Here is a 12920-nt window from a genome sequence, read left to right on the forward strand (position 1 = left end):
ATTTCAACAATTTCGGCTCACGGTAGAGCACTGAAACCTGTTGATTTGAAATTGAGCGCCAATCGTAAAGTTGCTGATGATGGCCGGGTCGGTGAACAGTTTGCGGCGCATACGATTGGCATACAGATGGCCGCGACCGAGATTGGGACGGCGCTGATCCCAGTTGGAATGGGGGTTGTTGGCTAGTGGGGGTCGCTTGAGCTGATCCCGCTTGGTCTGTTAGCCGTAGATGGGGCGTTGTTACGGTGCTATCTGCTCGCGATGCGCCCTGCCTAAACGAATATCGTTTAGTAGGTCTAAATAATTTGGGTGGTCTGGTTGCGCCGCTGATAGTTTCCGCCATTTCATATTGGTAGTACAATGAGATAACGCACCGCAGCAGACGAAAGCTGTGGCGCTATACTGGCGGAGGCTCGTGTGGACATTGATATTGCGCTTGCGCGCGCATGGGCGCAGCGCGCCGGCGAGCTGCTTTTGCGCTCGTATTTTAATCGGGTGTCGCCGGAACGTAAGCTCGATAAGAGTTTGGTGACGGCGGCTGATCGCGCAATTGAAGATTGGTTGCGCGAGCAGATTCATGCCCACTATCCTGATCACGGCGTGATGGGTGAAGAACGCGAGCCGGAAGGTCTCGACCGCGAGTATGTGTGGGTCATCGATCCGATTGATGGCACCAGTTCGTTTGTCTCCGGTTTACCGATGTGGGCAGTGTCGATTGGGGTGATCCGGTGCGGGCAGCCGGTGGCCGGTGTGATCTACCTGCCGGTGTTGGGTGATTGTTATTGGGCAGTCGCTGGTGGGCGCGCGTTCTGGAATGAAACGCCGATTCATGTGGCGCCGCCGCAGCCGCCGAGTCCTAATGACTGGATTGCGATCCCTTCGACGTTTCATCGCGCCTATACGATTCACTATCCCGGTAAAGTGCGGGTGTTGGGGTCGGTGGCGGCTGATTGTTGTTATGTAGCCCGTGGGCAGGCGCAGGCGGCGATTATCGGGCGGGCAAAAGTGTGGGATGTGGCCGCTGGCTGGGTGATTGTGCAAGCTGCCGGTGGTGTGGTCTGCCCGCTAGAGGGTGAGTTGCCCGATTGGTTGACATTGCTGCGTACCGTGCGTTTGCCGGCGGCGGTGGTGATTGGTCATCCGCAACAGGTGGCGCAGGTCTGCGCGTGGGTGCGGCGGATAACGCCATGAGCGGGGAGATGGGGGGTGGGGAGATTGCAGCGCGGCTTGTGCCGCGCTTTTTGTTATAATGACGGGTATCGAATAGATTGCTTTTGCAGATGCACAAAGGAGTGTCGTATGACTGCGCCAGCCGTGCGCCATATTCGTCTTGTCACCGAAATTCCCGGCCCACGTTCGCGTGAGTTGCTGGCCCGCCGCGATGCTGCGGTGGTGGCTGGGTTGGGCCGGGCGACGCCGATTGCGATTGCTTCTGGTCACGGCGCGTTGGTGACGGATGTTGATGGGAATACCTTGATCGATTTTGTCAGCGGGATTGGCACCTTGGCGGTCGGCCATTGCCCGCCGGAAGTGGTGAGCGCAATTCAGGCGCAGGCTGAGCGGTTGATCCATGTGTCGGCGCTAGTCGGTACCTACGAGCCGTATGTGGCGTTGTGCGAGCGGCTCAATGCGCTGGCACCGATCAGCGAGCCGTGCAAGACGTTGCTGGCTAATTCGGGTGCCGAAGGGGTTGAGAATGCGATAAAGTTTGCCCGCGCTGCAACCGGACGTCCGGCGATTATTGTCTTTGATGGTGCGTATCACGGGCGCACGCTGTTGACCCTCTCGCTCACCTCGCGCACCTATTTTAAGAAGAAGTTTGGCCCTTTTGCTCCTGAAATCTATCGCGCTCCCTTCCCCTACGCCTACCGGATGGGGATGAGCGAGGCGGAGGCGGTTGAGCAGTGTTGGGCGGCGTTTGAGCGGATGCAGATCGCTGGGGTTGACCCGGAAACCGTGGCGGCGGTGTTGATCGAACCGGTGCAAGGCGAGGGCGGCTTTATCCCGGTGCCGGTGGAGTTTATGCGCCGCTTGCGCCAGTTCTGCGACCGCAATGGTTCGTTGCTGATTGTCGATGAGGTGCAGAGTGGCTTTGGCCGCACCGGTACTATGTTTGCGATCGAGCAGTTTGGCGTTGAACCAGATATCATTGTGGCTGCCAAGAGTATTGCTGCCGGGATGCCGCTAGCGGCGACCATTGGGCGGGCGCGGGTCATGGATAAAGCGCATTACGGTGGGGTGGGCGGAACCTACGGCGGCAATCCGCTGGCCTGTGTGGCGGCACTGGCGACGATTGATATCATCGAGCGCGAACGGTTGCTGGATCGGGCTAACGTGATCGGGCAGCAGATCCGCACTCACTTTGAGCCGATGCTGGCCGATGATACGCTCGATCCGCTGGTTGGTGATGTGCGCGGTTTGGGTGCGATGATCGGGATCGAGCTGGTGAAGGATCGGCGTAAGCGCACGCCGGCTGCTGCCGAAGAGGTGCTGGCGATTCTGGGTCGCGCCCTCGAACGCGGTGTGCTGGCGATGCGGGCCGGTCTATATGTGAACTGTATTCGCTTGTTGGTGCCGCTCGTGATTACTGATGATCAGCTCAATGAAGGGCTGGAAGTCTTGGTTGGCGCAATGCGCGGGTAGTACGAATAAGTGAGGGTGCAGTGTTATGCGCCCTCGCGTACTTATATTTCTGTACAGGGATTACTATGCCGATTACTGTTGTCCAAACCCAACCCGACCATATCCCGCAGTTGGTCATTCACCAGCGGGTCTGTTTTCCGACCCTCGACCCAGAGGATCACTTCAGCGCCGAGAACTTTGCTACCCATTTGCGGCTCTTTCCCGAAGACCAGCATGTGGCGCTCGACGGTAATCGCGTGGTTGGTCAGAGTAGCACCTTCCGCATCAGCGGCGATAAGGTATTTAAGCCGCATACGTTTGAAGATATTGTCGATCACGGCAATTTTGGCTATCACGATCCCAATGGCGAGTGGTTGTACGGCGCTGATATCAGTGTTCACCCCGATTACCGTGGGCGCGGTATCAGCCGCATGCTCTACGATGCGCGCAAGGCGCTGATCCGCCGGCTTGGTCTGCGCGGCATGGTTGCCGGCGGGATGTTGCCCGGTTACGTTGCTTACCGCGACCAGATGTCGGTTGAAGAATATGTAGCCGCAGTGGTGGCAGGCCGGTTGAGCGATCCGACTCTGACGCCGCAGTTGCGCAATGGCTTTACTGTGCGGGGCATGCTCTACGATCATATCCGCGACGGCAAGGTGCCCCACGCGGCGTTGATTGTGTGGGAAGCGTAGCGGTATGGTTTCGCTCAATGTCTTTCACCGCCAGAGCATGCAGCAAATTGCCGATCTCGATCAGATCAGCGACTTGCTCTTGCAGCCGCGCACCTTGATCTGGCTCGATCTCGAGCAGCCATCGCCGGCTGAGCTGGCCCTGTTGCGCGAGGAGTTTGGCTTTCACCAGCTCGCGATCGAAGATGCGTTGCAAGCGCACGAGCGGCCAAAAATTGAGACCTATCCCGGTTATTACCTGATCATTTTCTACAGCGTAGAATACGATGCTGCCGAGCGTGAATTGCGCTTTTTGCCGATCACGCTATTCGTTGGTGCGAACTATTTGGTCAGCATCCGGCCCGGCCCGATACGCCATATCGAGCAGACGCTGGCCCGCTGGCAAGCAAATGGTCATGTGCCCGGCTATCAGGTGAGCAGTGTGCTCTATGCGCTGATCGATGCCATTGTTGATGACTACTTTGTCGTGCTTGATCAGATCGGCGAGCAGATCGAAGATGTGGAAGCGGCAATCTTTCAGTATGGCCGCCAAGAAGTAGCGAATGATATCTTCATGCTCAAAAAGGATCTCCTCTTCTTCCGCCGGATTGTCGCTCCCGAACGCGATGTGCTCAATGTCTTGCTGCGCCAAGAGGTTCGCATCTTTCAGCCCCGCGAATTGGCCTATGTTCGCGATGTCTACGATCATTTGGTGCGCGTGACCGAGTCGATCGATCTCTACCGTGATTTGCTATCGAGCGCGCTCGATAGCTATCTGTCACTACAGGGCAATCAGCTTAACCAGTTGGTGAAGGTGTTGACCCTCTGGTCGATTATTCTGATGGCCTGCTCGCTGGTGGCAGGAATCTACGGTATGAATTTCGTGCTGATGCCTGAACTAGAACAACCGTGGGGCTATCCCTTTGCGCTAGGGTTAATGGCGACGATTGCGCTAGGTCTGGCAATCTATTTCAAGCGGAGGCGATGGTGGTAGCCGGGCCGGTCTTGTTGCTCGATGGCGTGCCGGCAGCAGCTCCCATTGTGCCTGAGCGGAACGTGGTTGAGTGGTCGTGCGCGGTGCCGGCAGGGGCGACGGCGCAATTGGCAATCGATGGCGAACCGCTCGAACCGTTTCTCCGCCCCGGTGACTCGATGTGGCGCTGGCGTTGGCAAGCGCCAGCGGCGGCTGGCGTGTATCCGGTGCGTTTGACCATTACCGCCGCAACGCAGGTTACGGAATGGCGCGGCACAGTCCATGTCGCTCCTTCCCTGCTCGATGCGCGCCGTTACGCTGCGTTGTTGGCCGATCTGGTTCAATTGGCACCGGCGCTTGCCCATGCCCTGAACGGTGGCCGCTACGCTGCCGGCAGCGGTGCGTCCGGCTATCCTGATCGGGCGGCGCTGCCGGCGCTCTTGACCGGCCCGCTGACCCAACGCCTGATCGCCGCAGTGGAACGGCTGGCGCGCCAACCGCGCCAGCGCCGGTGGCAATGGGAAGGGCCGCGCGAATTGGGCATGCTCCGCGAACGGCCCGATCCGGCCCGCTGGCGGATCGCATCAGATGCTGCGCCGCTACCGCCCGCCGGTTGGCCTGATCGGGTAGGGGTGCAGGCGTACCGGCCCGATCCGCTTGAGCGTGGCCGGCAAGTGGCTGCCCAAGTACTCGACCGGCTGATCGCGAACGGGCAAGCGTTGCTGGTGATGCCGTTGCCTGCTGAGGCGCGGGTGCGGCTGGTGATGGTGATCGGGAGGTTGCGCGCAGCGCGTCTACAATTTGACGTAAATAATCAGCCGTTGATTGGGAGGCCGATGTGGCGGCCACGCAGCCGCGATGAGCGCATTGTCGCCGCCTACCAACGGCTGATGCAGCGCCGGTTGGGAGTTGGGTGGGCGCCGGAGTTGCTGGAAATACCGGTGCGCGAGGTGGCCCGCCTCTATGAGACGTGGTGCGCGGCGCGTGTTGGGTTGGATCTGCTGTCCCTCAGCGACTGGCAGGTGCACGATCAGAGCATCTTTGCCGGGCAGACGGCGCAATTGACGACGCAGCAACCTTTGCTCGTGCTGGCGCATCCTACGGGTGCTACCTTGGCATTACGCTATCAACCGCGCTATGCGCCGGATAGTCAACCGTTCCGCTCGCTCGACGATCGGGTGCGAGTGCCGGATGGAGCGATCGAGTTCACCCATCCGCGGCGCGCGCCGGGGTTGATCGTGCTCGACGCCAAGTATCGCAGCGAGGAAGGCGCGCTGCCGGCCAGCGCCATTGATGAGGGGTACAGCTATTTGGCCGGAATAGGCCATCATGACGGTAGCCGCGCAGTTGCTGCGTTGGCGTTGCTATTCCCCGGATCCGGCGCGCCGGTGGTGTATGCTAGCGGCCTCACCGCGCTGCCGCTGCTACCGGGAGAGCAGACTCGCACCTTAACCGCGTGGCTACGAGATCGCATACTTGACGCCATCATCTGAAGAGTGCGACAGATACGGCTGCAAGGCGGCCAACCGCTCCTCCACCGATGGATGGAACGAAGCTTGGTTCCATGGCAGATTCATCTCATCGAGTCGGGCTTGGCGCAGGAAGAGGGTTAAGTCGTGAGCAAACCCATGCTGCGCGGCGTATCGATCGGCAGCCAATTCGCGCTGGCGAATATAGCTACGCCAGAGCGGCGTAGTAGCCACAATACCTCCCGCCAACCAGTGTGATCAGCCCTAATGAGAAGATATACTGGGTAAACTGGCCGATCCGGGTAGGAACAGCGATTTCGACCCGCAGCACGATATAGCTCAGCGCGTCGAGCAGGCGCATGATGGGGTTGAGCAAACTCGTGATCACGTGCGTCAAGCGTATCGTGAATGACACCATCAGCCAACCGCCGGGGAACGTCAACCGATGCAGCGCCAGCGCGAGGCGCCCGTCGCTGGTATGGTAGTGTCCCAGTTCATGGGCGAGAATCGCAAGAAGATACGGGCTAGTGTACGTATCGCGGTGTAAGTAGAGGGTATGGCCAATCGCACTGGCATTGAGGTCAGGCTGATCGACAGCGTAGACGAAGCAAGGTGGGGTGATGCCGCGGTTCGCAAGCACGCGGAATGCTTCCGCAAGGATCGCTTGCTCAGTAATGGTTGGCGCTCGCCCGCGCACCTTCCAGCGCATAACCCGGTTGCCTCCCGGTGGCCCAACCCATGCCAGCAAGGAATAGCACGGCGGCCCCACGGCACCGATGATTGCCAAGGTGTGAACGGTACTAGCGCTGAAGAACGGCGAACTAGCCCAAATAATAGCAATAGCGCAACCCGACGCCGGCCATCTCAAGAGTGAGCGTCAGGCTGTAGCGTATGCCTCCCCCCATAACGCTACCCTGTCAACTTGTCCCTAGATGATGGTTGCTACCCCTGCGGCAGCATTGGCCCCCACATCAACCAACTCACCCCACGATCGGTTTGCGGCAGGTCAACAGCCGGGCGGTCACCAATCGGATACCAACGTAATGCCGTCCCGGTCTCGGTTCGTACCAATGCCACAATGCCGCTCGCATCCGGCGCCCAACGGATGAGCAACGGCGTTTCGCGAAATGGCGGGCGCAGCTTGGTAAGGGTACCGTCAGGCGATTGGCGAGTCAGGGTAAAGGTGAAACCGTCACTCACCCGCTCAACCGCGACAAAGAGCAGGTCAGAGCCGTTGAGAAATGGCGCCCGCGCAAGCACGTTAATAGCGCTGAGACGGGAAGCCTGCATCGTTTGCACGTCAACTTGCCAAACACCGGGACCTTCCGGCGGCCCAACTAACAGCAGCGCCGTCCGGTTATCGCCAAGCCATACTGCTTCGCCGCACCAACCATACATGCCGTCTGGAACACGTGGCCGGCGTAACTCCTCACTTTGTGGTTGCCAAAACACGAGTTCACAATCATCGTAGAAGGCAGCAGATGACGCTACTAACAGGGTGTCGCCTGCCGGATTCCAGAGAAACGGGGCATAACTACGAATAGAACGGCTTGGATTCAGCGGATCATCAACCGGATCATCGGCGCGCACCAGTTCAAGGTCGCCGCCGGTGGCTGGCAACCGGTACAGACCGTCGGGGAGATCGCGTACCTCGCGGTTGTTTTGGAAGCGGAGATAGATAAATTGCGCATCGGGCGACCAGCGCACGGCGCTGAGTTGATGCCCTTCCGCAAAGTACATCACCTGCGGATTGCTGCCGTCAAGCGTGGCGCGCACTAAACGATCCCCTTTCGCAGCGCCAACCACATAGACTAACCCAGCCACCGGATGGAGATCCATATCACTAATCGGCGGAATGCTCTCCAGCTCAATGCGTTCGCGGGTAAGTTGGCGGCGAGTCGCGCCATCGGACTCGATCCGCGCAATCTGGCCGCGATCAAGGACGTAGAGCTGCGCCGGTAAAAGCCGTGCGCCGGGTGTGGGCTGGATGACTTCGGGAATGGGTGATGGTGTGGGTAACGCGGGTACTGTGCTACATGAGACGAGCACGATGCTGAACAGCACACTCCAAAGTACATGTCGCATAGTGATCCTACGAGTGAAGGATGTCTGAGGCAAGGATTGTCTCACGAGTTGGGTATTGCGTAGATTTGGTAAATAACCATTGTGTATAGCGGAGGCGGCCACTTCATCATTGGTATTAGACGCTTAGGCACAGCGGTTGCCACAATCGTGTTGCTCGCGAATGGGTCGCGCTCAAACATAGTATACGCTATCTTTCGCATGCGCGATAAGATCTGACTGAACTGTGACCGGATATATAATGGAGTGTGTTAACAGCGATTTTGGCGCGAGCAAGCCGTATGAACCTCCGCCAGCTTCTTTCGACATTCTGGCCGACTGACCAGCAACTCAATCAGCTCTTTGCTGACGATCGACAGCGGGTTGCGATCTTTCTCTTGCCCATTTTTGGCTTTTTCACCGTGATAGCGGGCGGATTCGTGCTCATCACTCCTTGGCTTTACCCAACACCTCAGATTCCGTTGATTGCTGCACTCATTATGACCGCCGTGTTTGGTGGGGGGGCTTGGCTTGTGCAGCGTGGCGCGATCTACCTCGCTGGTGGGATGGTCTGCAGTGTGCTTTGGCTGGTAATTACCTTGGTAGCGCTATTTTCCGGTGGTGTGCAGAGTTCGGCGGTATTACACTACATTATTGTGACGCTCTTGGCCGGGATTAGCTTTGGCCGGCGCGGTGCGATAGGAGCGATGGCAGCTACTACCGCCACGATCGGTCTGCTCTGGTTGTTGGAGGTATCCGGACATCTGCCGGTGGGATCGCTGCTTACCACCTCGCTAGCGTATGCGATAATGTTGCTGGTGATCTTACTATTGACCGGTATCATTCTGGTCATTGTTGATATTCAATTGTCAGCGGCGTTTCTAGCGGTGCAGCAGGAAATAAACGAACGGAGCCGCACTGAGCAACGCTTACGAATGGCGTTATTAGCGGCGCGCGCCGGTGCGTGGGAATGGGATGCACCTTCTCGCACAGTGCGCTGGTCGCCGGAAAACTATCCGTTGTTGGGGCTGAATCCCCAGACGGATACGCTCACGTTTCGGCGTTGGCGCGAGCAAGTGTACGCTGAAGATCGCGCTGCCTTACAAGCGGCGATTGATCGTTCGGTTCAACGGCATGCTGAGTTCGAGATTGAATTTCGGGTTGTCTTGCCTGATGGCACCCTACGTTGGCTGCGCGTCATCGGCCAACCGATAATCAACGCTGAGGGTGCGCTGTAAGGGATGTATGGGTTGCAAATGGATGTTACTGCGCGCAAGACGATGGAAGCTGAACTACGGCGCAGTGAGCTGTATTATCGCAGTCTCGTAAATGATCTACCGGCGATGGTCTGCCGCTTTCAGTCCGATGGTACGCTCACCTTCGTTAACGACCTCTATTGCCAATTGTTTCAGCGTACCCGCGATGAATTGATTGGTTTTAACTTCTACGACCTCATTCCTCCTCCCCAACGCGCGCTAGTGGCAGAGGGGATTGCCAAACTCAGCCCAACTCAGCCGGTGATTGAGCATGAGCACGAAGTGTTGCATCCCGATGGCTCGATCGGTTGGCAGCGCTGGGTTAATCGCTTGCTGCTCGATGAGCGAGGGCAACCGGTTGAGTATCAAGCATTGGGGATGGACATTACGGCACGCAAGCGGGCCGAACTTGAACGCGAGCGGTTGATCGCCGAACTCGAAGCGCGCAATGCCGAATTAGAGCAGTTTACGTACACGGTTTCACATGATTTGAAAAGCCCGTTGATCACGATTAAAGGCTTTGCTAGTTATATCGAGCGTGATCTCGCTGCCGGCAAGCTTGAACGCATCCCATCCGATTTACAACGCATCATTTCAGCGGCGGATCGGATGTACCAATTGCTCGAAGATCTCTTGCATCTATCGCGTGCAGGCCGGCAACTCAATCCGCCGGAGCGCATCGGGCTTGGGTTGCTGATTAGTGAAGCGGCAGCCGCAGTGAGCGGGAGATTGGCGGAACGCAATGTCTACTTGCATCTCCCGCCGAATTTGCCGGAAATCTACGGCGATCGCACCCGTTTGCGCGAAGTGTTTCAGAACTTGATCGATAACGCCGCCAAATTCATGGGTGATCAGCCAAACCCTCAGATCTGGATCGAAGCACGTGCTGCTGATGAGCCTCATTTTGTGCTGGTGAGTGTGCGGGATAATGGGATTGGCATCGATCCTCGCTATACCCAGCGGATTTTTGGTCTCTTTGAGCGTCTTGAGCAGCGGGTGGAAGGCACTGGCATCGGGTTGACGCTCGTGCGCCGGATTGTGGAAGCGCACGGTGGTAAAATATGGGTAGAATCAGAGGGATTGGGGAGTGGTTCAACGTTTTATCTAACGTTGCCAACGGCGTTGCAAACCTCAGCGCCTGCAGAGAGGATAAATTCTCATGAAAGCAAGCATTGAACCAGCTATCATTCTGCTCGTCGAAGATAACCCCGACCATACTGAGCTGATCATACGGACATTGAACGATCATCGGATTCCGAACCGGATCATCCATGTCACCGATGGCGAATCGGCGCTCGATTATCTTTGGCGGCGCGCGCAGTTCGCTGATCCGGCCACCAGCCCTCAACCGGATATCGTGTTGCTTGACCTGCAACTGCCGCGGCTGAGTGGCTTGGAGGTGTTGCAAGAGATTAAGACCCGCGCCGAGACGCGCCATATTCCCGTCGTGGTCGTGACCACCTCGAGCGCCGAGCGTGATTTGCAGGCTGCCTATCAACGCTATGCGAATAGCTATTTGGTCAAGCCGGTGGATTTTCAACAGTTCACGCGGATGTTGAACGATCTCGGCGATTACTGGTTAGACTGGAATCAGACGCTCGGCGATCGGTACAGTCTTGCTACACCTTAGTCGTTAACTATCATCAGCTAATCCATATCGGGGGGAGTGCTGGAGAGTGACGCTCAATTTCTTATTGGTAGAAGATGATCCAAGCCATGTTGAACTAGCGCGGCGGGCTTTCGCACAAAGTAACGTGACGCTTACGCTGGCCTCATCACTGAGTGAGGCGCGCCAGCATATAGCTGCACAGACGTTCGATCTCATCATCTGTGATCTCTTTCTCCCGGATGGGCAAGGTGATGCGTTGTTGAGCGCTACCACGGGGCCATTGTCTTTGCCGGTCGTATTGATGACCAGCCATGGCAATGAACGGATTGCGGTGGCAGCGCTGAAGGCGGGTGCGCTCGATTATCTGGTTAAAACGCCAGCAGCGTTGTTAGATTTGCCCCGGATCGCCGAGCGCGCGTTGCGTGAGCGGCGGTTATTGATCGAGCGCCACCAGGCCGAGCAGGCATTGCAACAGAGCGAGCGACTCTTTCGGGCGATGATCGAGCGGAGCAGTGATGCGATCTCGATTGTTGATCGCCACGGTCGCATTCACTACGCGAGCCCCTCGACGCGCAATCTGGTTGGCTACCCGATTGAAGGCTTCCTCGCGCAGCCGATCGATGGTTTTGCGTTAATCCACCCTGAAGATCTCGAGCGGGTGCGTCATGTGTTTGGCGAGCTGATCCAGCATGCCGGCGCATCGGCAACGATTGAGTTTCGCGTGCGCCATGCCGATGGCAGTTGGCGCTGGCTAGAGGTCACCGGTTCCAATTGGCTTGATGATCCGGCGGTGCAGGGGGTGATCGTCAACTATCGTGATATTACCGAGCGCAAGTTGATGGAGTTACGGCTGCAATACGGCATTTTGCACGATGCGCTCACCGGCTTGCCCAATCGCTTACTGCTGAGCGATCGGCTGGCACTGGCGATCAAGCGCAGCCAGCGCAACCCGAACTATCATTATGCCCTGCTGTTCCTTGACCTCGATCATTTCAAGTTTGTGAATGATAGTTTTGGCCATCCGGTCGGCGATCATCTGTTGATGGCCATCGCCTCGCGGTTGCGCTGTTGTCTGCGCGCGGTTGATACGTGCGCGCGGTTAGGCGGCGACGAGTTTGTTGTGCTGCTGGATGATGTCGAGTCGCAAGCGGCGGCGATCCGGATTACCGAGCGCATCTTGCAGCAGCTCAGCCGTCCACTTGAGTTGGAGGGCCGGCTCTTTCATTTGTCGGCTAGCATAGGCATTGTATTTGGTACGGCCGAATATCACGAGCCGGCAGAGGTGTTGCGTGATGCTGATATTGCGATGTACCGGGCAAAGGCAGCCGGTAAGTCGCGTTATGAGATCTTTCAGCCGGAAATGCGGGAAGCGGCGCAGGCTCGCTTGGCGCTCGAAAATGAATTGCGCCGGGCCGTAATGCAACAAGAGTTTCGGGTCTATTACCAGCCCATTATTGACATTCGCTCAGGCGTCTTAGTTGGATTTGAAGCATTGGTGCGATGGGCGCACCCAACCCGTGGCATCTTGTCGCCAGCGGCATTTTTGGATGTGGCCGAGGAAGCTGGGCTGAATGATGCTATTGGTTGGCAGGTACTTGAACACGTGTGCCGGCAATTGGCGGAATGGCGCAGGATGTTGCCCCACGTGGCGACCTTGTCAGTCAGTGTCAACTTGTCGGCGCGCCAGTTTATGCTGCCTGATCTCTACTCTCGGCTTGTCCGGCTGCTTGAACAATACCGGTTGCCGCCAGCCGCGCTCAAGCTCGAATTGACCGAAAGCGTCTTGATGGAGTACAGCCGTGATGCGGCGGCGGTGTTGATGCGCTTGCGCAAATATGGTATCCAGATTGCGATTGATGATTTTGGCGTGGGCTATTCGTCGTTGAGTTATCTGGTGCAATTACCGATTGATCAGATCAAGATTGATCGCAATTTTATCGTTCAACTCGAACAGGCGCAGCATTCGCAAGCCATCGTCAGCGCGATCGTGAATTTAGCCCGCAGTCTTAATCTCGAAGTGGTCGCCGAGGGCTTAGAGACCACCGGTCAAATCGAGCGTATGCGCGCGGTTGGCTGTCAGTATGGTCAAGGCTATTTGATCGGCTATCCCTTACCGGCTGAAGATGCTACGCAGGTGTTGTTGAGTAGCGATAGACTGTTCTGACCTTAAATGTTGTCGCCATACCCTGCTACTGCCCAAAAGCAGGGTATGGCTTGGTTGCTTCAGTATGATTCGCTAATTCTTGATCATCCACTCGCACT

Annotated in this window: 12 protein-coding genes and 1 pseudogene; 10 read left to right on the forward strand and 3 right to left on the reverse strand. The window is 57.4% G+C overall.

Going from position 1 to position 12920, the window contains the following annotated elements; translation table 11 throughout:
- The 6 genes and pseudogenes from Q1A59_RS11155 to Q1A59_RS11180 all read left to right on the forward strand — a co-directional run.
- Window positions 1-186, forward strand: a pseudogene (locus Q1A59_RS11155) (MFS transporter); the annotation flags it as partial.
- Between the two features lie 231 nt (window positions 187-417).
- Entirely contained in the window at window positions 418-1191 is a 774-nt protein-coding gene (locus Q1A59_RS11160; protein ID WP_298490583.1) for an inositol monophosphatase family protein, read from the forward strand.
- 108 nt (window positions 1192-1299) lie between these two features.
- The gene (locus Q1A59_RS11165) at window positions 1300-2643 is read left to right on the forward strand and encodes an aspartate aminotransferase family protein (RefSeq protein WP_298407177.1); all 1344 of its coding nucleotides are present in this window, start codon (window positions 1300-1302) and stop codon (window positions 2641-2643) included.
- 65 nt (window positions 2644-2708) lie between these two features.
- On the forward strand, window positions 2709-3314 hold the full coding sequence (locus Q1A59_RS11170; protein WP_299644979.1) for a GNAT family N-acetyltransferase: 606 nt from the start codon (window positions 2709-2711) through the stop codon (window positions 3312-3314).
- A 4-nt stretch (window positions 3315-3318) separates the two neighbouring features.
- Window positions 3319-4284, forward strand: a complete 966-nt coding sequence (gene corA / locus Q1A59_RS11175) for a magnesium/cobalt transporter CorA (protein WP_298407183.1) — start codon at window positions 3319-3321, stop codon at window positions 4282-4284.
- Window positions 4275-5756 carry a nuclease domain-containing protein gene (locus tag Q1A59_RS11180; protein WP_299644980.1) on the forward strand — a complete coding sequence of 494 codons (1482 nt, stop codon included), beginning with the start codon at window positions 4275-4277 and terminating at the stop codon, window positions 5754-5756. Before corA ends, Q1A59_RS11180 begins: the two co-directional genes overlap by 10 nt.
- Here the strand turns inward: Q1A59_RS11180 and Q1A59_RS11185 are convergent.
- The 3 genes from Q1A59_RS11185 to Q1A59_RS11195 all read right to left on the reverse strand — a co-directional run bounded on the left by Q1A59_RS11185 (window position 5724) and on the right by Q1A59_RS11195 (window position 7817).
- Entirely contained in the window at window positions 5724-5966 is a 243-nt protein-coding gene (locus tag Q1A59_RS11185; protein ID WP_298407189.1) for a hypothetical protein, read from the reverse strand. The genes Q1A59_RS11180 and Q1A59_RS11185 overlap by 33 nt on opposite strands.
- A complete protein-coding gene (locus Q1A59_RS11190; protein ID WP_298407192.1) occupies window positions 5941-6519 on the reverse strand; it encodes a M48 family metalloprotease in 579 nt (192 codons plus the stop codon). The genes Q1A59_RS11185 and Q1A59_RS11190 overlap by 26 nt, the downstream gene beginning before the upstream one ends.
- A 155-nt stretch (window positions 6520-6674) precedes the next feature.
- A complete protein-coding gene (locus tag Q1A59_RS11195; RefSeq protein ID WP_298490586.1) occupies window positions 6675-7817 on the reverse strand; it encodes a hypothetical protein in 1143 nt (380 codons plus the stop codon).
- A gap of 278 nt (window positions 7818-8095) precedes the next feature.
- Between Q1A59_RS11195 and Q1A59_RS11200 the strand changes: the two genes are divergently transcribed.
- From Q1A59_RS11200 to Q1A59_RS11215, 4 genes are read left to right on the forward strand one after another with little or no spacing between them, the layout of a single operon-like run.
- Window positions 8096-9031, forward strand: a complete 936-nt coding sequence (locus tag Q1A59_RS11200; protein ID WP_299644981.1) for a PAS domain-containing protein — start codon at window positions 8096-8098, stop codon at window positions 9029-9031.
- A gap of 18 nt (window positions 9032-9049) precedes the next feature.
- A complete protein-coding gene (locus Q1A59_RS11205) occupies window positions 9050-10225 on the forward strand; it encodes an ATP-binding protein (protein ID WP_299644982.1) in 1176 nt (391 codons plus the stop codon).
- Window positions 10209-10679, forward strand: a complete 471-nt coding sequence (locus tag Q1A59_RS11210) for a response regulator (RefSeq protein ID WP_298407200.1) — start codon at window positions 10209-10211, stop codon at window positions 10677-10679. The genes Q1A59_RS11205 and Q1A59_RS11210 overlap by 17 nt, the downstream gene beginning before the upstream one ends.
- A 46-nt stretch (window positions 10680-10725) precedes the next feature.
- Window positions 10726-12822 carry a bifunctional diguanylate cyclase/phosphodiesterase gene (locus Q1A59_RS11215; RefSeq protein ID WP_299644983.1) on the forward strand — a complete coding sequence of 699 codons (2097 nt, stop codon included), beginning with the start codon at window positions 10726-10728 and terminating at the stop codon, window positions 12820-12822.
- Window positions 12823-12920 lie beyond the last annotated feature (98 nt).

It is taken from the genome of uncultured Chloroflexus sp., assembly GCF_937951745.1.
Classification (GTDB): domain Bacteria; phylum Chloroflexota; class Chloroflexia; order Chloroflexales; family Chloroflexaceae; genus Chloroflexus.

Bases quoted from the DNA above. Each gene is read 5' to 3' on its own strand.
- Q1A59_RS11195 (WP_298490586.1), bottom strand. From the start codon at position 7,817: ATGCGACATGTACTTTGGAGTGTGCTGTTCAGCATCGTGCTCGTCTCA.
- Q1A59_RS11180 (WP_299644980.1), top strand. From the start codon at position 4,275: ATGGTGGTAGCCGGGCCGGTCTTGTTGCTCGATGGCGTGCCGGCAGCA.
- Q1A59_RS11170 (WP_299644979.1), top strand. From the start codon at position 2,709: ATGCCGATTACTGTTGTCCAAACCCAACCCGACCATATCCCGCAGTTG.
- Q1A59_RS11205 (WP_299644982.1), top strand. From the start codon at position 9,050: ATGGATGTTACTGCGCGCAAGACGATGGAAGCTGAACTACGGCGCAGT.
- Q1A59_RS11200 (WP_299644981.1), top strand. From the start codon at position 8,096: ATGAACCTCCGCCAGCTTCTTTCGACATTCTGGCCGACTGACCAGCAA.
- Q1A59_RS11165 (WP_298407177.1), top strand. From the start codon at position 1,300: ATGACTGCGCCAGCCGTGCGCCATATTCGTCTTGTCACCGAAATTCCC.
- corA (WP_298407183.1), top strand. From the start codon at position 3,319: ATGGTTTCGCTCAATGTCTTTCACCGCCAGAGCATGCAGCAAATTGCC.
- Q1A59_RS11210 (WP_298407200.1), top strand. From the start codon at position 10,209: ATGAAAGCAAGCATTGAACCAGCTATCATTCTGCTCGTCGAAGATAAC.